16 protein-coding genes and 1 pseudogene are annotated in these 20,805 nt (G+C 71.3%); 8 read left to right on the forward strand and 9 right to left on the reverse strand.

The window, feature by feature from the left end; genetic code table 11:
- Positions 1-156: 156 nt before the first annotated feature.
- The 3 genes from ACZ3H8_RS07330 to ACZ3H8_RS07340 all read left to right on the forward strand — a co-directional run bounded on the left by ACZ3H8_RS07330 (position 157) and on the right by ACZ3H8_RS07340 (position 6,503).
- Positions 157-3,042, forward strand: coding sequence for a lysylphosphatidylglycerol synthase transmembrane domain-containing protein (locus ACZ3H8_RS07330; protein WP_467398578.1), 2,886 nt, complete (start codon positions 157-159; stop codon positions 3,040-3,042).
- Positions 3,043-3,293: 251 nt separating this feature from the next.
- The gene (locus tag ACZ3H8_RS07335; protein WP_467399928.1) at positions 3,294-4,859 is read left to right on the forward strand and encodes an alpha/beta hydrolase; all 1,566 of its coding nucleotides are present in this window, start codon (positions 3,294-3,296) and stop codon (positions 4,857-4,859) included.
- A gap of 48 nt (positions 4,860-4,907) precedes the next feature.
- Positions 4,908-6,503, forward strand: a complete 1,596-nt coding sequence (locus ACZ3H8_RS07340) for an alpha/beta hydrolase (protein ID WP_467398580.1) — start codon at positions 4,908-4,910, stop codon at positions 6,501-6,503.
- Positions 6,504-6,590: 87 nt separating this feature from the next.
- Here the strand turns inward: ACZ3H8_RS07340 and moeZ are convergent, their stop codons facing one another.
- The 8 genes and pseudogenes from moeZ to ACZ3H8_RS07380 form a co-directional block, all read right to left on the reverse strand.
- Complete coding sequence (gene moeZ, locus ACZ3H8_RS07345; RefSeq protein ID WP_467398582.1) at positions 6,591-7,769, reverse strand: adenylyltransferase/sulfurtransferase MoeZ; 1,179 nt, start codon at positions 7,767-7,769, stop codon at positions 6,591-6,593.
- A gap of 63 nt (positions 7,770-7,832) precedes the next feature.
- Positions 7,833-8,594: a spherulation-specific family 4 protein gene (locus ACZ3H8_RS07350; RefSeq protein WP_467398585.1), complete on the reverse strand. Its 762-nt coding sequence runs from the start codon at positions 8,592-8,594 to the stop codon at positions 7,833-7,835.
- Positions 8,582-9,541 carry an NAD-dependent epimerase/dehydratase family protein gene (locus ACZ3H8_RS07355; RefSeq protein WP_398983773.1) on the reverse strand — a complete coding sequence of 320 codons (960 nt, stop codon included), beginning with the start codon at positions 9,539-9,541 and terminating at the stop codon, positions 8,582-8,584. The genes ACZ3H8_RS07350 and ACZ3H8_RS07355 overlap by 13 nt, the downstream gene beginning before the upstream one ends.
- Before the next feature lie 62 nt (positions 9,542-9,603).
- Positions 9,604-10,812 carry a hypothetical protein gene (locus ACZ3H8_RS07360; RefSeq protein WP_467398588.1) on the reverse strand — a complete coding sequence of 403 codons (1,209 nt, stop codon included), beginning with the start codon at positions 10,810-10,812 and terminating at the stop codon, positions 9,604-9,606.
- A complete protein-coding gene (locus ACZ3H8_RS07365) occupies positions 10,809-12,491 on the reverse strand; it encodes a DUF3492 domain-containing protein (RefSeq protein ID WP_467398591.1) in 1,683 nt (560 codons plus the stop codon). Before ACZ3H8_RS07365 ends, ACZ3H8_RS07360 begins: the two co-directional genes overlap by 4 nt.
- 190 nt (positions 12,492-12,681) lie before the next feature.
- Positions 12,682-13,281, reverse strand: a pseudogene (locus ACZ3H8_RS07370) (ABC transporter ATP-binding protein); the annotation flags it as partial.
- Positions 13,272-14,642, reverse strand: a complete 1,371-nt coding sequence (locus ACZ3H8_RS07375) for a DUF3152 domain-containing protein (RefSeq protein WP_467398594.1) — start codon at positions 14,640-14,642, stop codon at positions 13,272-13,274. The pseudogene ACZ3H8_RS07370 and the gene ACZ3H8_RS07375, both read right to left, overlap by 10 nt.
- Positions 14,643-14,651: 9 nt before the next feature.
- Positions 14,652-15,617 carry an alpha/beta fold hydrolase gene (locus tag ACZ3H8_RS07380; RefSeq protein WP_467398596.1) on the reverse strand — a complete coding sequence of 322 codons (966 nt, stop codon included), beginning with the start codon at positions 15,615-15,617 and terminating at the stop codon, positions 14,652-14,654.
- 125 nt (positions 15,618-15,742) lie between these two features.
- On the opposite strand from ACZ3H8_RS07380, the gene ACZ3H8_RS07385 reads away from it, so the two are divergent.
- From ACZ3H8_RS07385 to ACZ3H8_RS07400, 4 genes are all read left to right on the forward strand, one after another.
- Positions 15,743-15,967, forward strand: a complete 225-nt coding sequence (locus ACZ3H8_RS07385; RefSeq protein WP_467398598.1) for a hypothetical protein — start codon at positions 15,743-15,745, stop codon at positions 15,965-15,967.
- Positions 15,968-16,113: 146 nt separating this feature from the next.
- Positions 16,114-16,755 (forward strand): TetR/AcrR family transcriptional regulator, encoded by a 642-nt coding sequence (locus ACZ3H8_RS07390; RefSeq protein WP_398983760.1) that lies wholly within the window; start codon positions 16,114-16,116, stop codon positions 16,753-16,755.
- 139 nt (positions 16,756-16,894) lie between these two features.
- Positions 16,895-17,122, forward strand: coding sequence for a DUF3107 domain-containing protein (locus ACZ3H8_RS07395; protein WP_307661278.1), 228 nt, complete (start codon positions 16,895-16,897; stop codon positions 17,120-17,122).
- A 195-nt stretch (positions 17,123-17,317) separates the two neighbouring features.
- Complete coding sequence (locus ACZ3H8_RS07400; RefSeq protein WP_389178568.1) at positions 17,318-17,587, forward strand: hypothetical protein; 270 nt, start codon at positions 17,318-17,320, stop codon at positions 17,585-17,587.
- A gap of 127 nt (positions 17,588-17,714) precedes the next feature.
- Here ACZ3H8_RS07400 and ACZ3H8_RS07405 read toward each other — a convergent pair whose 3' ends face one another.
- Positions 17,715-18,440 carry a ferritin-like fold-containing protein gene (locus ACZ3H8_RS07405; RefSeq protein WP_307661280.1) on the reverse strand — a complete coding sequence of 242 codons (726 nt, stop codon included), beginning with the start codon at positions 18,438-18,440 and terminating at the stop codon, positions 17,715-17,717.
- 515 nt (positions 18,441-18,955) lie between these two features.
- Between ACZ3H8_RS07405 and ACZ3H8_RS07410 the strand changes: the two genes are divergently transcribed.
- Positions 18,956-20,719 (forward strand): DEAD/DEAH box helicase, encoded by a 1,764-nt coding sequence (locus ACZ3H8_RS07410; protein ID WP_467398604.1) that lies wholly within the window; start codon positions 18,956-18,958, stop codon positions 20,717-20,719.
- Positions 20,720-20,805 lie beyond the last annotated feature (86 nt).

Genomic DNA, 20,805 nt, shown 5'->3' on the forward strand with positions numbered 1-20,805 from the left:
GCAGGACCCGAGGGGCAAAGGGGCGTATCCTGCCCGCCTCACGCCCCCGCAATGCACCCTGATGCCCCCCTCTGTCGGCGGGCCGTGCCACCATCATGCGGGCGGTGACTGGTGATACGAGATCAAGAAGAGACCGAGACGGCGAAGGAGCAGGGCGTGCAGCCTCCTCAGGCGGCGAGCACCCCCGAGCCCGAGTCGTACCCGGACGCGCCCGTTCCGCGTGAGGGTGCCGACGGCCCCAAGGGGAAAAAGGAAGCGGCGGACGAAGCCACTGACCAGGCTCTGGACACATCCGCGGACCTAGCAGCAGACACCGCGGCCAAAGCCGCCGACACAGCCACCGACAAAGGCGCGGACAAAGGCGCGGACACAACCACAGGCAAAGCCAGCGACAAAACCAGCGACAAAACCGCCGAAGCTGCGGACAAAGCGGCAGACGCCCCCGGCGGCCACGGCGTCGACCGGGTCTCGGGGGACGAGCCGCTGCTCGCCGCCCGCGTCCACCGCCCCTCCGACCTGCTGCGCCTGCTCATCGGCATCCTCGCGATCGCCGTCGTACTCGCCATCGCCGCCTTCGCCCACGGCACCACATCCGGCCTCGAGCAGGACATCAACAAGGGCACCGGACAGGCACCCGACCTCTTCGTCAAGATCGCCGGTCTGGTCTCCAGCATCGCCGTGCTGCTCGTCCCGGTCGCCTTCGCGATCGAGCGGCTGATCAAACGGGACGGGCTGCGGATCGCGGACGGCGTCCTCGCCGCCGTGCTCGCGCACGGCGCCACCCTCGCCACCGACCTCTGGGTCGCCAGGGCCGCGCCCGGCCCCCTCCAGGAGGCGCTGACCCAGGCGCAGAGCGGCGGCGGGCTGACCGACCCCGTCCACGGCTATCTCGCGCCCGTCATCGCGTACATGACGGCCGTCGGCATGTCCCGCAGACCCCGCTGGCGCGTGGTCCTGTGGGTGGTCCTACTGCTCGACGCCTTCGCGATGCTGGTCGCCGGCTACACCACCCCGTTCTCGATCATCCTCACCGTGCTGCTCGGCTGGACCGTCGCCTACGGCACGCTGTACGCCGTCGGCTCGCCGAACGTACGGCCCACCGGCCAGACACTGCTGGCCGGTCTGCGCCACGTCGGCTTCCGCCCGGTCACCGCCATGCGCGCCGAGGAAGTCCCCGACTCCGCCGAGCCGGGCGACCGCGGCCGCCGCTACCAGGTCACGCTGGAGGAGGGCGCACCGCTCGATGTCACCGTCGTCGACCGTGAGCAGCAGGCACAGGGCTTCTTCTACCGGGTGTGGCGTCGGCTGACGCTGCGCTCCATCACCACCCGCCGCTCCATCCCGTCGCTGCGCCAGGCCCTGGAGCAGGAGGCGCTGCTCGCGTACGCGGCGATCGCCGCGGGTGCCAACGCGCCCAAGCTCATCGCGACGTCGGAGCTCGGCCCGGACGCCGTGATGCTGGTGTACGAGCACCTGGGCGGCCGGTCCCTCGACTCCATGCCGGACGACGAGATCACCGACGACGTGCTGCGCGGGGCCTGGCGGCAGGTGAAGGCGCTCCAGTCGAGGCGTATCGCGCACCGGCGGCTGACCGGCGACGCGATTCTGGTGGATCGTTCCGGCAAGGTGATCCTGACCGATCTGCGCGGCGGCGAGATCGCGGCGGGCGATGTGGTGCTGCGCATGGACATCGCGCAGCTGCTCACCACGACCGGCCTGCGGGTCGGCGCCGAGCGTGCGGTGGCCACCGCCGTCGAGGTGCTCGGCCCCGACAAGGTCGCCGACTGTCTGCCGCTGCTCCAGCCGATCGCCCTGAGCCGCTCGACCCGGGCGACGCTGCGCAAACTCGCCCGCGAGCGGTCGCACCGCGAGCGGGAGGCGGTGCTGGAGGCGTCCGCGGCCGCCAAGCGGGCCCGTACGGCAGAGACGGAAGAGGCGGCGGTCGACGACCGCAAGGCCGTTCGCAAGACCGAACGGGCGGAGAAGCAGGCCGACAAGAAGGCCATGGACGAGGCCATGGACGAGGTGCGCGAGGAGGATCTACTCTCCCAGATCCGTCGGCAGATGCTCCTGATCAGGCCACAGGCGCCGGTCGAGCCGGTCCGCCTGGAGCGGATCAGGCCGCGTACGCTCGTCAGTTTCATCGCCGGCGCGGTCGCCGCGTACTTCCTGCTCTCGCAGCTCGCCGGCATCGACTTCGGCACGGTCTTCGCCCGGGCCCACTGGGGCTGGGTGGCGGCCGCGGTCGCCTTCTCCGTGCTCAGCTACTTCGCGGCGGCGATGAGCCTGCTGGGCTTCGTGCCCGAGCGGGTGTCGTTCCTGCGGACCGTCGTCGCACAGGTCGCCGGGTCCTTCGTCAAGATCGTCGCCCCGGCGGCGGTCGGCGGCGTCGCGCTGAACACCCGCTTCCTGCAGCGTTCGGGAGTACGTCCCGGCCTCGCGGTGGCCAGTGTCGGCGCGTCCCAGCTCTTCGGGCTCGGCGCGCACATCCTGCTGCTGCTCGCCTTCGGCTATCTGACCGGTACGGAGCGGACGGCGTCGTTCACCCCGTCCAGGACGGTGATCGCGGGTCTGCTGACGGTCGCTGTGCTGGTGCTGGTCGTGACCGCGATCCCGTTCCTGCGGAAGTTCGTCTCGACGCGGCTGCGCTCGCTGTTCGCCGGGGTGGTGCCGCGCATGCTCGACGTACTGCAGCGGCCGATGAAGCTGCTCACCGGCATCGGCGGGATGCTGCTGCTGACCGGTGTGTTCGTGATGTGCCTGGACGCGTCGGTCCGGGCCTTCGACAACGGCAACCAGCCGCTGAGTTACGCGAGCATCGCCGTGGTCTTCCTGGCGGGCAACGCGCTGGGCTCGGCGGCGCCGACGCCGGGCGGTGTGGGCGCGGTCGAGGGTGCGCTGACCTTCGGTCTGATCGTGGCCGGTGTGCCGAAGGAGGTCGCGGCGCCGGCGGTGCTGCTGTACCGCATGATGACGCTGTGGCTGCCGGTGCTGCCGGGGTGGTTCGCCTTCAACCACCTCACGCGCAAGGGCGCGCTGTAGTGCCGGGGTCGTCCGGCGGCCGCTCTGTCCCCAGGTGCCGGACGGGCTTGAAATCAAGCGCGTGGGGGTCCCCCCGGACGAAATCTGGGAGCGCTTGAGGACAGCGCGCCCGGAGGGCGCGCTCGCCCCCGGCCGCCCGCCACGTCCCGCGCCCCGCGCCACCCGCATGGACCGCCGCCCGCGCGCCACGCGCTCCCGCGGCGCACCATGGCGGCATGCCGACCTCTTCCGCGGCCGTGCGCACCACCGCCCTGCGCACCACCGCCCCGCGCACCGCCGCACTCGCTGTCTCCGTCGCCGTGCTGCTGACGGCCGCCGGCTGTTCCGACAGCGGCGACAAAGGCGAGGGCACGGGCGAGGAGCGGGCGAAGGATCTCGCCTCGCAGACGCTCGACTGGCAGAAGTGCCCGGCGCCCTCGGAGGCGGAGGGCGGTGGGACCGCGCCCTCGCCGCTGCCCGACGGCATCCCCTGGGAGTGCGCCTTCATGGACGCCCCGCTCGACTACGCCAAGCCGGACGGCGAGACCGTCGAGCTGGCCCTCATCCGGGCGAAGGCCCGCGACACGAGCCGGCGGATCGGCTCCCTGATCTTCAACTTCGGCGGCCCCGGCGGCTCCGGGGTCGCCAACCTGCCCGCCGCCGCCGCGGACTACGCCACGCTGCACACCCGCTACGACCTGGTCAGCTTCGACCCACGCGGGGTCGGCCGCAGTGCGGCGGTGGAGTGCGAGGACGACAAGCAGCTCGACGCGTACTTCGCCCAGGACTTCACACCCGACGACACCGCCGAGGAAGAGACGTACACGGACGACCTGAAGAACTTCGCCGATGCCTGCGAGAAGAACTCCGGCGAGCATCTGCCGTACGTCGGCACCACCAACGCCGCCCGCGACATGGACCTGATGCGCCAGGTACTCGGCGACGACAAGCTCTACTACTTCGGCATTTCGTACGGCACCGAACTGGGCGGCGTCTACGCCCACTTGTTCCCGACCAAGGTCGGCCGGGCCGTCTTCGACGCCGTCGTCGACCCGACCAAGGACTACGAACAGAGCTCGCTCGGCCAGGCGAAGGGCTTCCAGCTGGCTCTCACCAACTTCGCGCAGGACTGCGTGGACCGTGGCGATCAGTGCCTGCTGCCCGGCACCACAGCGCAGGAGATCCAGGACTGGATCATCGCGCTGCTCACGAAGCTCGACAAGGAGCCGATCGCCGGCGTCGGCGACCGGAAGCTGACCCAGAGCCAGGCCACCAACGGGATCGCGCAGGCTCTGTACTCCAAGGAGTACTGGGAGTTGCTGGAACAGGGTCTCGACGAGGCCGACGGCGGCAACGGCGCGCTGCTGCTCGCGCTCTCCGACGCGATGAACGGGCGCAGCGAGAACGGCCACTACAGCAACATCTCGGCGGCCAACGCGGCCATCAACTGCGTCGACTCCAAGGAGCGCTGGTCCCTGGCGCAGACGAAGGCGAAGCTGCCGGAGTTCCGCAAGGTGTCGCCGGTCTTCGGTGACTACCTCGGCTGGGGCCTGATGGGCTGCAGCGAGTGGCCCGTGCCCGGCGCCTGGAACACACCCGACGTCTCCGCGCCCGGCGCGCCGCCCATCCTCGTCGTCGGCACCACCGGCGATCCGGCGACCCCGTACGAAGGCGCGAGGGCGATGGTCAACGCCCTCGGCAAGGGCGTCGGCGTGGAGCTCACGTACCGGGGCGAGGGCCATGGCGCGTACAACGGCGGCAACAAGTGCGTGCAGCAGGCCGTGGACGCCTACCTCCTTCAGGGCAAGACGCCTGCCGCCGGGACGGTCTGTCAGTAGGCCCGCATAGGATGCCGAAAGAATCTTCGAAGCCATGGGGGGCACGGGATGACCATGCGGGTACGGGCGGGGGCCCTGGCCGCGGCCGCGCTGCTGCTGGCAGGGGCGGCCGTCGGCTGTAACAGCGGTACGGACAGGGCGGATACCGACGGCAAGAACACCGCCAAGCCCTCGGCGTCCGAGGCCGCCCCCGGCAAGGCCGCGCCGAGCAAGCCGGGCGAGCCGGCGCTGCCCGCCGCGCTCACCGGCCAGCAGCTGGACTGGAAGCGCTGCAAGGCCCCCGTGAAGGCCCGGGGCAGCTACGCACAGACACCGGGCAAGGAATGGCAGTGCGCCCTGCTCAAGGCCCCGCTCGACTACCAGAAGCCGATGGGCGAGACGATCGGGATCGCCCTGATCCGCGCCAAGGCACTCGACGCGGACAAGCGGATCGGCTCGCTGATCTTCAACTTCGGCGGCCCCGGCGGCTCGGGGGTGGCCGGACTGCCCGGCGCGGCAGAAGGCTTCAAGAAGCTGCACAGCCGTTACGACCTGGTCAGCTTCGACCCGCGCGGGGTCGCGGACAGCGCCGCGGTGGTCTGCCGGGACAGCAAGCAGTCAGCGGCCTCGTTCCAGCTGGACTTCACCCCGGACACACCCGCCGAGGAAAAGGCGTACCTCGAAGACTCCACCGCCTTCGGCGCAGGCTGCGCCAAGAAGTCGGGCAAGGTGCTGCCGCACGTCGGCACCACCAACGCCGCCCGCGACATGGACCTGATACGCCAGGTCCTCGGCGACGACAAGCTGCACTACCTGGGCTTCTCGTACGGCACCGAACTGGGCGGCGTCTACGCCCACTTGTTCCCGGCGCGGGTCGGACGCCTCGTCCTGGACGCCGTGGTCGACCCCTCCGCCGACTACCCGGGGCACTCTCGCAACCAGGCCCTCGGCTTCCAGCGCGCTCTGGAGAACTACTTCAAGAGCCGCGGCATCGGCGCGAAGGACGGCACCGCGCGCGTGGTGAACCTGCTCGACAAGCTCGACCGCAAGCCGCTGCCCACCACGCAGGGCCGCACGCTCACCCAGAGCCTCGCGCTCACCGGCATCATCACGCCGCTGTACTCCAAGGACGAGTGGCAGTCCCTGACCAAGGCTCTGGACGAGGCCGACAGGGGCGACGGGAGTCGGCTGCTGCTGATGGCCGAGTCGTACAACGGCCGTGACGAGGACGGCAGTTACGGCACGCAGGACCACTCGCAGCGCGCCATATCGTGCGCGGACACCACGGGACGGGTGACGGCCGCCGAGGTCAAGTCCCGCCATCTGGCCGAGTTCACGAAGGTGTCGCCGGTCTTCGGCCCGTATCTGGCCTGGGACCTGGCGGGCTGGTGCGCGAACTGGCCGGTGCCCGGCGAGTGGGAGACTCCCGAGGTCGCCGCGGAGGGCGCGGCCCCGATCCTGGTCGTCGGCACCACGGGCGACCCGGCGACCCCGTACGAGGGCGCGAAGAAGATGGCGGACGAGCTCGGCACGGGCGTCGGCGTGCTGCTCACCAACAAGGGCGAGGGCCACGGCGCGTACGGGAACGGAGCGTGCGTGACCGGGACGGTGGACGCGTATCTCCTGGACGGCAAGGTCCCGGCGAACGGCAAGACCTGTGGATAGCTGAACGGCAAGACCTGCCGACAGCTGTCCATGACAGCGCGAAGGGCCCTGGACCGGCACTCCGGTCCAGGGCCCAGCACACTCGCGTCAGTAGATCGGCTTGTCCGGCTCGATCTGGTTGACCCAGCCGATCACGCCGCCGCCGACGTGCACCGCGTCCGCGAAGCCCGCGGACTTGAGCACCGCGAGGACTTCCGCGCTGCGGACACCCGTCTTGCAATGCAGGACGATCTTCTTGTCCTGCGGCAGCGCCCCCAGGGCGGTGCCCATCAGGAACTCGTTCTTCGGGATCAGCCTGGCGCCGGGGATCGAGACGATCTCGTACTCGTTGATCTCACGGACATCGATGATGTCGATGTTCTCGCCGTCGTCGATCCACTCCTTGAGCTGCTTGGGAGTGATCGTCGAACCGGCCGCCGCCTCCTGGGCCTCCTCGGACACGACGCCGCAGAAGGCCTCGTAGTCGATGAGCTCGGTGACGGTGGGGTTCTCGCCGCAGACCGCGCAGTCCGGGTCCTTGCGGACCTTGACCTGGCGGTACTGCATCTCCAGGGCGTCGTAGATCATCAGTCGGCCGACCAGCGGCTCACCGATGCCCGCGAGCAGCTTGATGGCCTCGTTGACCTGGATGGAGCCGATGGACGCGCAGAGCACGCCGAGCACGCCGCCCTCGGCGCAGCTCGGGACCATGCCGGGCGGCGGGGGCTCGGGGTAGAGGCAGCGGTAGCAGGGACCGTGCTCCGACCAGAACACGCTCGCCTGGCCGTCGAAGCGGTAGATGGAGCCCCAGACGTACGGCTTGTTCAGCAGCACGCACGCGTCATTGACCAGGTAGCGGGTCGCGAAGTTGTCCGTGCCGTCGACGATCAGGTCGTACTGGCTGAAGATGTCCATCACGTTCTCGGCCTCGAGCCGCTCTTCGTGCAGGACCACGTTCACGTACGGGTTGATGCCGAGCACCGAGTCCTTCGCGGACTGGGCCTTGGAGCGGCCGATGTCGGCCTGGCTGTGGATGATCTGGCGCTGCAGGTTCGACTCGTCGACCTCGTCGAACTCCACAATGCCGAGCGTGCCGACACCGGCCGCGGCGAGGTACATCAGGGCCGGCGAACCCAGGCCGCCGGCGCCCACACACAGCACACGGGCGTTCTTCAGCCGCTTCTGTCCGTCCATCCCGACATCCGGGATGATCAGGTGGCGGGAGTACCTGCGGACCTCGTCGACGGTGAGCTCAGCAGCTGGCTCGACCAGGGGTGGCAGCGACACGGGGGCTCCGTTGGTCGGTATGTCAGTACGGTTGTTCTCTCCGTAACACTGCCACGGCCCTCCTCATTCCGAGACACCCGGTCCGATCTGCGAGACGATTTCGTCCCAGTAACCGGGCAGTGCCTCGAATGCGGTGCTATGTCCCCTGTGATCGGAACGTGCGGACCGGTCGGTGAAGAAGATCGTCCCCGCGCCCTGCCAGCGCGCGATGCGGGTGGCCTCCTCCAGATGCGTGCGCGGCACCCCGTGGACGAAGTGCGCGAACCGCTCCGGCGGATAGTCCGCCGTCCACTCCGCCACCTGCGACCAGCGGTAATCGGTCCACGGCCCGGAGAAGGTGACCAGCTGGTCGGCGACCTCCGCATATCCGGGGTAGGGGTGCGAGCCGTGGCCGAGGACAAGATGCCCGCCGTCCAGGACCGCCTCCAGCGTCGCCGTGACGCGCCGCACCCCGTGGAGATCGGCCCGGTCCGTAGGACAGCGGTCCAGCAGGAAGCCGTCCACGCGGTACCACTCGAGGTAGTGGTGCGCATCGGAGACGACATCGCCGAACGAGCGCGAGCCGTGCGCCATGTCGATGTGCCCGAGGACCTGTACGCCCGCGTTGCGCACCTTGCCCGTGGCTTCCAGGCAGTGCGGGTCGGGGCGGTCGCCTGGGCCGTCGTCGACATTGAGGACGACCCAGTGCAGCGGCGTGCCGGGACGGGTCAGTTCGGCCCATTCGACGGGGGCGAGCAACGGGTGGGCGTAGCCGGGGATACCGACGCCGAGCCCTTCCGCGCCGGTCGCGACGAGCTGGGTGCCGGTCGTGGTCAGATGCGGCATGCTGCCTCCATCCAGATGTCGGCAAGGGATTCTTCGAGGTTGATACGGGGACGCCAGCCGAGCCGGTCGCGGGCCGTGCGGACATCCGCCTGCTGCCAGCTGCCGCAGCCGTCGGGGTACGGCGCCGGGGTCGCGGACAGCTGCTCCAGTACGGATTCGGAGCGCGGGGCGCCGATGGACGGGCGGCCGGAGGGCGCGTCGAGCTCGTGCAGCGCGCCCGCGTAGCCCGCGACCCTGGCCAGCACTGCGGCCGCGTCCCGCAGACGGACGGCACGTCCCGTGCCGATGTTGACGACGCCCTGCGCGGCGGACAGGGAGGCGGCGTGTACGGCGCGCGCCACGTCCCGTACATCGACGAAGTCGCGCTGCACCCCGAGGCCGCTGAGCTTCAGTTCGCCGTCGCCGGACTGCATGGCGCGGCGCATCGCCTCGGCGAGGCGGCCGAGCGGGGAGCCGGCCGGGGTGCCGGGGCCGACGGGTGAGAAGACCCGCAGCACGACGGCGTCCAGGCCGGAGCCGAGCACCAGCTCGGTGGCGGCGAGCTTGCTGACGCCGTACGGCCCGCCGGGGCGTGGAATCGCGTCCTCCGCTGTCGACGACCCCTGCTGGGAGGGGCCGTACTCGGAGGCGCAGCCGAGCTGGACGAGCCGGGCCCCGCAGCCGCTGCGGCGCAGGGCCTCGCAGACGGTGGCGACGGCGACGGTGTTGTGCCGGGTCAGATCGCGGGCGCCGCCGCGGGTGGCGCCCGCGCAGTTGATGACGACGCCGGGGTGGACGGCACCCAGGAAGCGGGTGAGCGCCCCCGGGCTGCCGCCGGCGAGGTCGAAGCGCACATCGGCGTCGTCGCCGCGGCCGAGGGCGGTGAGGTGCACGGCCGGGTCGGCGAGCAGCCGGTCGGCGACGAAGCGGCCGAGGAATCCATTGGCACCGAGCAGCAGCACCCTCATCGCGCGGCCCCTCGGTGCCGACGGGCCGGAGCTGGGGGTTGGGGGGTCATGTCGCTTTCTCCTTAAGGGTGTTGCTGTCGATGCGGGTGCTGGTGCTGCCGGGGTTCGCCCGCGGTGTCGGCTCCAGGGGCGGTCTGGACGGTGTGCGCCGAGGCCCGGGACAGGGCCGCGGTGGCGTGGGCCAGCAGGCCGAGGGCGGCGGCCCCGCAGGCGATCGCCGGTACGGATCCGGCGCCCCAGGCGCCGACGGCCGCCTCGACAGGGCTCGCCAGGAAGCCGCAGCCGGGCAGGCGGCCGGCCAGCAGCAGAACGGGGGCCGCGACTTCGGCGGCGCAGGCGGCGGCAAGCCCGGCGGCCGCGGATTCGGGGAAGCCGTGGACGATGAGCAGCCGGGCCAGGAAGAGCAGGGTGCCGAGGGTGACGGCGGGGGCGAAGGCCTCGTGCGGGAGGACGAGCCCGGCCAGCGCGAGGAGCGCGATGAGGACGCAGACGTAGAACGCGACGACTGACAGCAGCAGGGGGCGCGCGCCGGATGCGAACTCCTCCAGACCACGGCTGCCGTCCAGCTTGCGCCGGGCCTGTACGGAGAAGACGCGGGCGCACCAGGCCGCGGGGGCGACGGCAAGGGCGAGGGCGACGAGCGGGGCGGCGGTCAGGGGCAGAGGTCCTTCTGGTCCGCCGTCGGCGATCTGCTCCAGCAGGCCCTCGCCGTACGCCGCGTACGCCACCAGCCATAGCGTCCACAGGCGTACGGCGGGGACGGTGCGCCCCGCCGCGCGCAGCGGCCCGTGCCTCAGGCAGAGGGCGAGCGCGACGGCGGTTCCGGCCGCGCCTGCGGCCCCGGCCGCGAGTTGGGCGGCGCCGTCGGTCGCCTCCAGGGCGACAATGGTCAGGGCGCAGACGGCGCCCGGCAACAGTGCGAGGAGTGCACGCCCGGCACGCCCCGCGTGCCCGGCGCGCGATTCGGCGACGCGCGCGTCCGTACGTGCGGGGCCGGGATCCGACTCCGCTCCGCGCGGCACGCGCGCGTACAGCTCCTCGGCGAGCGAGAAGACGTCCCGGTGACGGAAGCGAGAGGCGGTCCGGTCGGTGACGCCATGGGCTTCGAGGCCCGCGGCGATCTCCAGCGGATCGACGGCCCGCTCGCACAGTTCCCGGTGGCGGTGCATGAGCGCCTTGACGGGGTCGGCGGGGCCACGGCGCGGAGAGGGGGGCTTGCCCGGCTTCGCGGGCGCGTCCTCCCCGGCCCCGGTGATATGGGACGTACTCATGCGCGCGCCTCCTGTGCGGTGACGGCCGCCGCGGCGACGAGCCCCCGCCCGTCCGCCCAGCGTGGTGTGCGGCCCTTGGACGGGGTGCCGCCGCCCGTCCAGTGGCCCGGTACATGCGCCTCGGCGGGATGGGCGAAGGGCAATGGTTCGCCGTCCTCGTTCACGGCCTCGCGCTGCACCGGGGAGTGCGAGATCAGCTCCAGGTAAATGCCGCGAAATGCCGTCAGGTTCTGTTCGATCGTGAAGAGTTCGAGCGCCCGTGCGCGCGCCGCGGCGCCCAGCCGTTCGCGGCGCTCCGGGTCGCGCAGCAGCGCGAGGCAGGCGTCCGCGAGCGCCCGCGGATTGCGCGGGGGCACGACGAGGCCCGTACCGCCGATGACTTCGACGACCGCGCCGACATCCGTCGACACCGTCGCACGGCCGCAGAACATCGCCTCGACCAGGCTGATCGGGAAGCCCTCGACGACGCTGGACAGGACGACCACGCCCCCGGAGGCGTACGCGTCGGCGAGCTCTGGGGCCTCGGGTCCGCCGATCTCCTCGAAGGAGACGGGGTTGGTGCCGACGGCGTGCGCGTCGGCCGCCTCGTCCGGGAAGAGCTGGGCGGCCAGCGCCTTGCAGTGGGCGAGATACGTCGCCGCCTGGGGCCCCTGCACCGATGCGCCGAACAGCCGCAGCCGCGCCCGCGGCTCCTTCTTGAGCACCTCGGCGAAGGCGTGAAGGAGCGCGATGAGGTCCTTGGCGGGCTCGATCCTGCCGACCCAGACGAGGGTGTGCGGGTCGCCGCTGTCCGCGCCCTCCCCCACCGGCTCCCCCACCGCCGCGAAACGATCCGCCTCCATGCCGGGGTAGACGGTCCGCAGCTTGGCGCGGTCGGCGCCGCACTTCTCCTGCCAGCGGCGGGCGTGCGTGTTGCCGGGCGTGATGACGGATGCCTGCGCGTACACCTCGGCGGCGAGCCGTCCCTGGAAGGCGGCGAGCAGGGCCCGTACCGGCGCGGTCAGCTCGCCCTCGCTCGCGGCCAGATAGTGCGCGCGCAGCTGTACGCCGTACTCCGTGACCAGCAGCGGGACCCCGAAGAAGCGTTTGGCCACAAGTCCGGACAGGGCGGCGGATCCGCCGGAAGCGGCGTGGCAGAGGTCGACCGCGCCGAGGCCGTCCTCGCCGTACCAGTCGAGGGAGAGCGGGCGCAGCGCGCGCTCCAGCTGGTCGGCGAAGGCGAGGTAGTCGGGGACGGTGGCGGCGTGCACGGTGCGGCGTGCGCCGTGGGCGCGGCAGGCGGATTCGAGGACGCGTACGGCGAGTTCGGAGCGGAGGGCCGCGTAGAGGCCGCCGCTGTCGCGGGCGAGTTCGGCGAGCCCGTACAGGCCGTCGGCGAAGCCATCGCCCTCGCCGCAGACGGCGGTGGCAAGCTCCTTGAAGTGGCCGACGAAGCGCCGCCGTTCACGCCGCCCGTACGTGCGCCCGTCGTCCTCGGGCGCCCACAGCGGGGCGGTGCGCACACGCTGCACCTGCGGCGGGAGCTGGATCCAGCCGTGGTCCTCCTGCCGCGCGCTGCGGCTCAGCGCGTAGATGTCGAACTCGTGCTGCGCGAGCCCGTGCACAAGCCGGTCGCACCACAGCCTTTGCTCACCCGTCGCATACGGATAACCACCTTCCGTAAGCAGTCCGATCCGCACCGGTGCACCCCCGATCTCCCTTGTGGGCGGCCACCGTTGGTCCGGTGACTCGCAGCGGGAAGACGGTAAGCCGGTACTCCGGTGGCGCGACGGACGGTTGTCCATCACGCCACCGGAAGGGGTGAATGCACGTAACTTTCCCACCCAGGTAGCGTTCTGTCGCGCTACGCAGGTATCTCGTTACTGAGCGTCAGGCTGCGGCCAGCTCCCTGCGGGCGAAGCGGCGGGCCGCGGCGAGCACCGGATCCAGCGCGGGCAGGGCGGCGAAGAGCTGCTGCGTGTACGGGTCCTGCGGGGAGCCGTACACCTCGTCGACGTCGCCCTGCTCGACGATGCGGCCGCCACGCATGACGGCGACGCGGTCGCTGACCAGCCGTACCACGGCGAGATCGTGCGCGATGAAGACCAGCGCGAGGCCCAGCTCGTCCTGGAGCCGGCTGAGCAGCTCCATCACCTGCGCCTGTGTGGTCACATCGAGCGCGGAGACCGGCTCGTCGCAGACGATCAGCTTCGGCTCGGCGACGAGCGCCCGGGCGATCCCGATCCGCTCCAGCAGCTCCTGCGCCTGGAACACCACCTCCCGCCCGACCACGACGCCTTGCAGGAAGTGCGCGTACTGAGCGAACAACGAGTCGTTCAGGCCGAGTTGGTCCCGTACTTGCGCGATCTGCTGCGTGTTGCAGCGTTCGCCGCAGGCGAGCCTGGCCGGGTCGCCCGGCGCGAGACAGAACAGCGCCGCGCGAGGAGCCGTGCGCGAGACGCCTGTCCCGCATACTGGACTCAGCTGCCGGGGTGCACCCAGGGGTTGGGCTTGCACTGGATCCCGTCGACGTCCAGGGACTTGGTCTGCTGCTGCATCACCGGCGCGAGCGCTCCCGGCGTGCGGCAGTTCACATGCCCGTACCCCAGCCGGTGCCCGACCTCGTGGTTGATGAGCATCTGGCGGTAGGGGAACATCGCCTTGTCGCCGTACGTCTCCGAGCCCTGCGCCCAGCGGTATGCGTTGATCATCACGCGGTCGGTCGACGCGGAGTCGCAGCTGACATTGTCGACGGTCGTATCCAGACCGGATTTGGCGCACCAGTCCGCCGTGGTCCCCGGACTCGCCAGCGTAATGACGAATTCCGGCTCGCCGGACGAGATCCGCTCGAAGGTCATTGCCCCGCCGTGCGCCCAGCTCCGCTCGTCGTTCAGAGTTTCCTGGACCGCTTTGGCGAAGAGTTCGCCGTCCAGCCCGAGCCCCTTCTCGACATCCACCCGGTAGCGGATCTTGCGGCCCTTGCCCGGCGCCTTCTGGAAGCCGGGCACCGCCTCGAATTTTCCGCTCGCCGTCAGCTTCGGATCGATCGAGAATTGAGTGGCCATCAGCTTCGCGTACGTGACCGGGGCAGCCGGAGCGGCGGGCGGCGCGCCCTTCGGCGGCGGCTGCCGGCCCTTGGAGCGGGACGCCGGGCTCTCCGCGGCCCCCCGGTCCTCGCCCGCGGACTGCGCGCTCGATGTGGCCGGGCCGTCGGTGGCGACCTGGCCGGCCACGACGACCGCGAGAACGGTGGTCACCGCGGCGGCGGCGATCCCGGTGAAGGTGCGCCCCTTACCGGCCTTGGCGGGCGGCTCCTCGGGCGCTTCCTCGTCTGCATCGGGGACATCTCGCTCGGAGACGAGGTCGGGGACGTCGTCCCAGGAGGTGACGGAGGCGTACGGATCGGCCCCTCGCGGACCGGGCATCCGGCCCTGCTGTGACTGCGCCTGTGGCTGTGCCTGCGGCTGGCCGAAGGCCTCGACGAACTCCCGTCGCGGGCCCGGTATTCGCGCCCCCGTGGCGATCCGCGGCGGCGCGGCGGGTGTCTGCACCCGCTGCCTGCCCTGCCTGTTGTCGTACTGCTGCGGGACGCCCCAGCCGCCGCCCGCCTCATGCTGCTCGGGGTGCCCGCCCCTGGCCTGCGGCGTGCCGTACTCGGAGGGGCCATATCCGGAAGGGCCGTACCCGGAGGGGGTGTGCTGCTCGGAGCCCCTGGGCGCGACCCCCCGCCTGCGCCGCCCGCTGCCGGAGTCCGGAACCACGCCCTCCGGCCCACCGGCGGTCGATATGCCGGACCTGTCGTCCGATTCGGACCCCCTGGGTGCGGGGCCTTTGCGGCTGTGTCGTCCCACGGCCCCGATTCAGCTCCTGTCGCAGTCGTTCAGCAGTTCCCGGAAGGCCAGAGCGACCGTTTCCGGGTACTCCATCATGGCAACGTGCCCCGCGTCCGGCAGAGACAGCAGCCGGGAGTCCCGGAACGCCGCCGCCGCCCTGCGCGCCATACGGTAGGCCACGAGCTGGTCCCGCCCCCCGTACACCAGGAGCGTCGGCGCGAGCACCCGCTCGGCCTGCCGCCACAGTCCGTGCTGGCCACCGAGCGTGTACGCATCGACGATGCCGCGCGCCGACCGGGCCATCACGTCCCAGAAGTACGGGAGCTGCATACGCCGCTCCATCTCCTCCACAGCATTGCGCAATGCTTCCTCGTCGACCCGACTGGGGTCTCCGTAACAGAGCGCCATGACGCCTCTGGTGCGCTGCTCGGCCGTCCAGTCCTTGGTGAGTCTGCCGAACAGCGAGGCGAGCCCGGGCAGCGCGAGCAGCGCGGTGGGCACGGCGGAGCGCTGGACACGCAGCTCGGGCAGCGCGGGCGAGACGAGGGTGAGCGTGCGCACCAGATCGGGCCTGACGGCCGCGACCCGGGTGGAGACCGCGCCGCCCAGGGAGTTCCCGAGCAGGTGCACGGGCCCGCGCCCGGCCGCGTCCAGATGCCGGATCACCGCCCGGGCATGCCCGGTGACCGAGTAATTGCCGTCGTCCGGCGGCGGCGAATCGCCGAAGCCGGGCAGGTCGAGCGCCTCGCCGTCCACGACGTCATCGAGCAGCTGCATCAGCGCCGACCAGTTCTGCGAGGAGCCGCCGAGTCCGTGTACGTACAGAGCGGGCGGCAGTCCGGTGCGCGCCGGGGGCCGGGATCTGACCGTGAGGGACAGTCCGGGCAGCGCGACGGAGCGCAACTCCTCCCCCTCGGCGACCCGCACGGTCGCGACCTTGGGGGCCGCCGCAGCGGTGATGGCGCGAACTCCCGGCAGCTCGGTCGAAGACATGCGGGCAATGTTACGAGACGATCACACCCTGGATCGTGTGTTCGGCATCACACATCGCGTAGCGCCATGAATCAGGACCTCCTAGGCTCGTAGGAAAGGCAGCTCTCCATGGAAAGCGGTGCCGCATGCCTGTCGATCCCACTGACCCGGAGACCTTCGAAGATGAAGAGGACCTGGGCGACGCCGCACTCGACGAGGAGGTACCCGAGGCCGACGCCGCCGAGCAGCACACCGAGATACAACCGGAGCACGACGACCCGCTGACCGGCATCGACCGGGACACCGCGAACGAGGCCGATGCCGCGGAACAGGCCCGCGTCGTCTCTCTCGACGAGGACGACTACCGGTGACCTGCCCCTCTTTGCCCCCGAATCGGGAGCTACCAAGACCGTCCGGTCCGTGAAATTCTGCGTTCGCAGCACGCACAGCCGGGTTACCCAAAAGTACGATGGCGGCGCGGCGCACAGCGCGCACGGAACGAATTTTGGGAGGCGGCGTGACAGCCATCGAGCAGACAGAGGCAGCGCGCCCGCGGGGCACACGTCTGCCACGCCGAGCCCGCAGGAACCAGCTTCTGGGCGCTGCGCAGGAGGTTTTCGTGGCCCAGGGCTACCACTCGGCCGCGATGGACGACATCGCCGAGCGGGCCGGCGTCAGCAAGCCGGTGCTCTACCAGCACTTCCCGGGCAAGCTCGAGCTCTATCTGGCTCTGCTTGACCAGCACTGCGAGTCCCTGCTGCACGCGGTCCGTACGGCGCTGGCGTCGACGACCGACAACAAGCTGCGCGTCGCCGCCACGATGGACGCGTACTTCGCGTACGTCGAGGACGAGGGCGGGGCCTTCCGGCTGGTCTTCGAGTCCGACCTGACGAACGAGCCCGCGGTGCGCGAGCGCGTGGACCGGGTCTCGCTCCAGTGCGCCGAGGCGATCTCGGACGTGATCGCCGAGGACACGGGCCTGTCCAAGGAGGAGTCCATGCTGCTGGCCGTAGGCCTCGGCGGGGTCTCTCAGGTGGTGGCCAGGTACTGGCTCTCCAGCGGCTCCGGCATCCCGCGCGACACGGCGGTACAGCTGCTCACCTCGCTGGCGTGGCGGGGCATCGCGGGCTTCCCGCTGCACGGCACAGAGCAGCACTGAGGCGCGGCGGCGGCGCTGCCGCGGGATGTTCGCTCCTGGCGTTCCCCGCGGACGTCGGCCCCGTCCGTCGGCCGGGCTAATGTGTGCTGCGTACGGCGCGGCTGACCGCGCATCGCTGACCGTTCGGAGGGACATAGCCGTGGAGGTCAAGATCGGCGTGCAGCACGCGCCCCGGGAGATCGTTCTGGAGAGCGGGCAGTCCGCCGAGGAGGTCGAGCGCGCGGTGGGAGACGCGCTGGCCGGCAAGGCGCAGCTGCTCAGCCTCTCGGACGACAAGGGCCGCAAGGTCCTGGTACCGGCCGACCGGATCGCGTACATCGAGATCGGTGAGCCGGCGGCACGGCGCGTGGGATTCGGCGCGCTGTAGCAGGGCGGCTCGAGCCACTGGAGCAGTACGCAGGAGGGCCCGGCGGGAATTCCCCGCCGGGCCCTCTTTCGCTGCTCAGTCCGCTTCTCAGTCCGCTCTCAGGTCCGCTGCTCAGGGAGGGTTGCGTTCCGCGGACGCCGGGTAGTACGGGCTACGACCGTTTTGCCCGCACCGGCGTCCGTGAGGTGATCAGCAGTGCTGCTGGAAGCGCTCGGTTCAGTCCTGCTCGGACTCGCCCTCTCCTGGGCGGTTTCCCGTCATCTGCCCGACCGGCTTCCGGCCCGCCGTGTGGTCTTCACAACAGGCCCGGTGGGCGCGCTGTTCGGCGCGTATGTGACGCATGCGGCGCTCGGTCCCGGTCACTTCCTGGCGACGCTGGTGGGCGCGGCGGCCATCGGAGCCGTACTGCTCTCGCTGTTGATCCGGCCGTCAACGCGCCGCCTGCGCCGAGCGTTCCCTTTCTGAGGCCGCATGACGCGGCTTCCGCGAAGCCCGAGGAGCCGCGGAAGCCGCCGGAGTCTGCGATTCCTCCGGGGCCGCCCGAGTCGCCGGAGTCGCCGGAGTCGCCGGAGTCGCCGGAGTCGCCCGAAAGCTAGGCCGCGAGGCCCAGGGCCGCCATCCGCTTGGTGTGCGCCTCGGTGATCCTGGAGAACATCCGGCCCACCTCCGCGAGGTCGAAGCCGTCCGCCACACCGCCCACGAGCATCGTGGAGAGCGCGTCGCGGTCGGCCACCACACGCTGCGCCTGGGAGAGCGCCTCGCCCATCAGCCGGCGCGCCCACAGCGCGAGCCGTCCGCCGACGCGCGGTTCGGCCTCGATCGCGGCGCGGACCTTCTCGACCGCAAAGTTCCCGTGGCCCGTGTCGTCGAGCACGGCGAGCACCAGCGCGCGGGTGTCGGTGTCCAGCCGGGCCGCGACCTCACGGTAGAAGTCGCTGGCGATCGAGTCGCCGACGTAGGCCTTGACCAGGCCCTCCAGCCAGTCGGACGGCGCGGTCTGGCGGTGGAAGTCGTCCAGGGCCTGGGCGAAGGGCTCCATCGCGGCGGTCGGCTCGGCGTCGATGGCGGTGAGCCGGTCGCGCAGCTGCTCGAAGTGGTGGAACTCGGCGGAGGCCATCTTCGCCAGCTCCGCCTTGTCGCCGAGCGTCGGTGCGAGCTTGGCGTCCTCGGCGAGCCGCTCGAAGGCCGCGAGCTCGCCGTACGCGAGCGCGCCCAGCAGATCCACCACGGCGGCGCGGTACTGCGGGTCGGCGGACGCCGTGGCCCAGTCCTGGGCGGCGATCCCGGTGTGTTCAGTGGCGTTGTCAGGCGTCTCCATGAAGCGCACAATAGCCCGCTCACCGCAGGGCGGAAGGGGCTGGTCAGCCCCGCCCGCACCGCGGTTCCTACGAATTCACCCAACACACATGCGCGATTCCGGGGTACAGTGGTAATGCGCCTGTCGAGCGTTTTGGTTACTCGGCGGGCGATCGCAGTGTATGACTGGAGGATTTGCTCCTCCAGAGTCCCCTTGAGGATGCCCGGTCGGTGGCACGATCGGCTCCGAACCGACCGCCCTCCGCGCGGACCGTGCGCACAGTTGCGTATGACCGCAGATGAGGGGCCCCCTCAGCGGCACGAGCGCTCGAGCGACGGCAGTGGTCCCGCGCCATCCGGCCAACCCACGGCCGGCCCAGTACCCAGGTGCGGTACGACCCCCGTCGTTCGCCTCGCGCCGCGTCTCACAGAAGAGGCAGCACCCTGACTACGACTTTCCGGGATCTTGGGATCCTTCCCGAGACCGCCGAGGCCCTCGAAGCCGTCGGCATTCTGTCCCCGTTCCCCATCCAAGAAATGACCCTCCCCGTCGCGCTCTCCGGCAGCGATGTAATCGGCCAGGCCAAGACCGGCACCGGCAAGACGCTCGGTTTCGGCCTGCCGCTGCTGGAGCGTGTCACCGTCCCCGCGGACGTCGAGGCGGGCCGGGCGAAGCCCGAGCAGCTGACCGACGCCCCGCAGGCGCTTGTGGTCGTCCCCACCCGCGAGCTGTGTCAGCAGGTCACCAATGACCTGCTGACCGCCGGCAAGGTCCGTAACGTCCGCGTGCTCGCGATCTACGGCGGCCGTGCGTACGAACCGCAGGTCGAGGCGCTCCGCAAGGGCGTCGACGTGATCGTCGGCACCCCGGGCCGCCTGCTCGACCTGGCCGGCCAGCGCAAGCTCGACCTCTCGCATGTGCGCGCGCTCGTGCTCGACGAGGCAGACGAGATGCTCGACCTGGGCTTCCTGCCCGACGTCGAGAAGATCATCAACATGCTTCCGGCCAAGCGCCAGACGATGCTGTTCTCGGCGACCATGCCGGGTGCGGTCATCGGCCTCGCCCGCCGGTACATGTCGCAGCCCACGCACATCCGCGCGACCGCGCCGGACGACGAGGGCGCGACCGTCGCGAACATCACGCAGCGTGTGTACCGCGCGCACTCCATGGACAAGCCGGAGATGGTCTCGCGGATACTGCAGGCCGACGGCCGCGGGCTCGTGATGATCTTCTGCCGTACGAAGCGGACGGCGGCGGACATCGCCGAGCAGCTCGCACGTCGCGGCTTCGCCTCCGGCGCGGTCCACGGCGATCTGGGCCAGGGCGCGCGCGAGCAGGCGCTACGGGCCTTCCGCAACGGCAAGGTGGACGTCCTCGTCTGCACCGATGTCGCGGCGCGCGGCATCGACGTCGAGGGCGTGACGCACGTCATCAACTACCAGTCGCCCGAGGACGAGAAGACCTACCTCCACCGCGTCGGCCGTACGGCCCGGGCGGGCGCGTCCGGTACAGCCGTGACGCTGGTGGACTGGGACGACATCCCGCGCTGGCAGCTGATCAACAAGGCGCTTGACCTCGGCTTCAGCGACCCGGTCGAGACGTACTCCACGTCGCCGCACCTGTTCGAGGAGCTGGGCATCCCGGCCGGCACGAAGGGTGTTCTGCCGCGGGCGGAGCGCACCCGCGCGGGCCTGGCGGCGGAGGATGTCGAGGACCTGGGCGAGACGGGCGGCCGCGGCCGCAAGTCGTCGCCGTCCGCGGCCCCGACGCGGGAAGAGCGCGCACCGCGCACGCCGCGCCAGCGCCGCCGGACGCGGAGCAGCTCCACGCCGCTCGACGCCCCGGAGCCGACGGTGACACCGGACGCGACGGGCGCACCCGCAGCCCCGGACGCCCCGGCTGAGCCGCGGACCCCGCGGCGCCGTCGCCGCACGCGAGTGGGAGCGCCGGCCGCGGTGGAGACGGTGGAGCTGGTCGAGGCCGAGGTCGCCGTCGAGGCGGAGGTCGCGACGAAGCCGCGCCGCCGTACGCGCACGGTGAAGGTCGCGGACCCGGTCGAGGCAGTGGCCACGGTCGAGGCCGAGCCCGAGACGAAGCCCCGCCGCCGTACGCGCGCCGCCAAGCCGGTCGTCGAGGCGGTCCTGGATGCGGTCGTGGATGCGACCGAGCCGGAGACGAAGCCGCGCCGCCGTACGCGGGCCGCCAAGCCCGTGGTCGAGGCGGTCGTGGATGCGACCGAGCCGGAGACGAAGCCGCGGCGCCGTACGCGCACGGTGAAGGCGGCTCAGCCCGAGAGCTGACCGCCCCCAAAATGGCCCGGCCCCCGTTGCGGGGGCCGGGCCATTGGCTTTTCCCCACCCCGCCCCTTCCCGAACTGGGGGCAAGC

The sequence above is a fragment of the Streptomyces sp. NPDC002868 genome (assembly GCF_055563295.1).

Excerpts from the sequence above, each read along its gene's own strand:
- ACZ3H8_RS07360 (WP_467398588.1), bottom strand. The coding sequence starts at position 10,812 with ATGAGTACGTCCCATATCACCGGGGCCGGGGAGGACGCGCCCGCGAAG.
- ACZ3H8_RS07355 (WP_398983773.1), bottom strand. The coding sequence starts at position 9,541 with ATGAGGGTGCTGCTGCTCGGTGCCAATGGATTCCTCGGCCGCTTCGTC.
- ACZ3H8_RS07405 (WP_307661280.1), bottom strand. The coding sequence starts at position 18,440 with ATGGAGACGCCTGACAACGCCACTGAACACACCGGGATCGCCGCCCAG.
- ACZ3H8_RS07410 (WP_467398604.1), top strand. The coding sequence starts at position 18,956 with ATGACCCTCCCCGTCGCGCTCTCCGGCAGCGATGTAATCGGCCAGGCC.
- ACZ3H8_RS07380 (WP_467398596.1), bottom strand. The coding sequence starts at position 15,617 with ATGTCTTCGACCGAGCTGCCGGGAGTTCGCGCCATCACCGCTGCGGCG.
- ACZ3H8_RS07340 (WP_467398580.1), top strand. The coding sequence starts at position 4,908 with ATGACCATGCGGGTACGGGCGGGGGCCCTGGCCGCGGCCGCGCTGCTG.
- ACZ3H8_RS07385 (WP_467398598.1), top strand. The coding sequence starts at position 15,743 with ATGCCTGTCGATCCCACTGACCCGGAGACCTTCGAAGATGAAGAGGAC.
- ACZ3H8_RS07350 (WP_467398585.1), bottom strand. The coding sequence starts at position 8,594 with ATGCCGCATCTGACCACGACCGGCACCCAGCTCGTCGCGACCGGCGCG.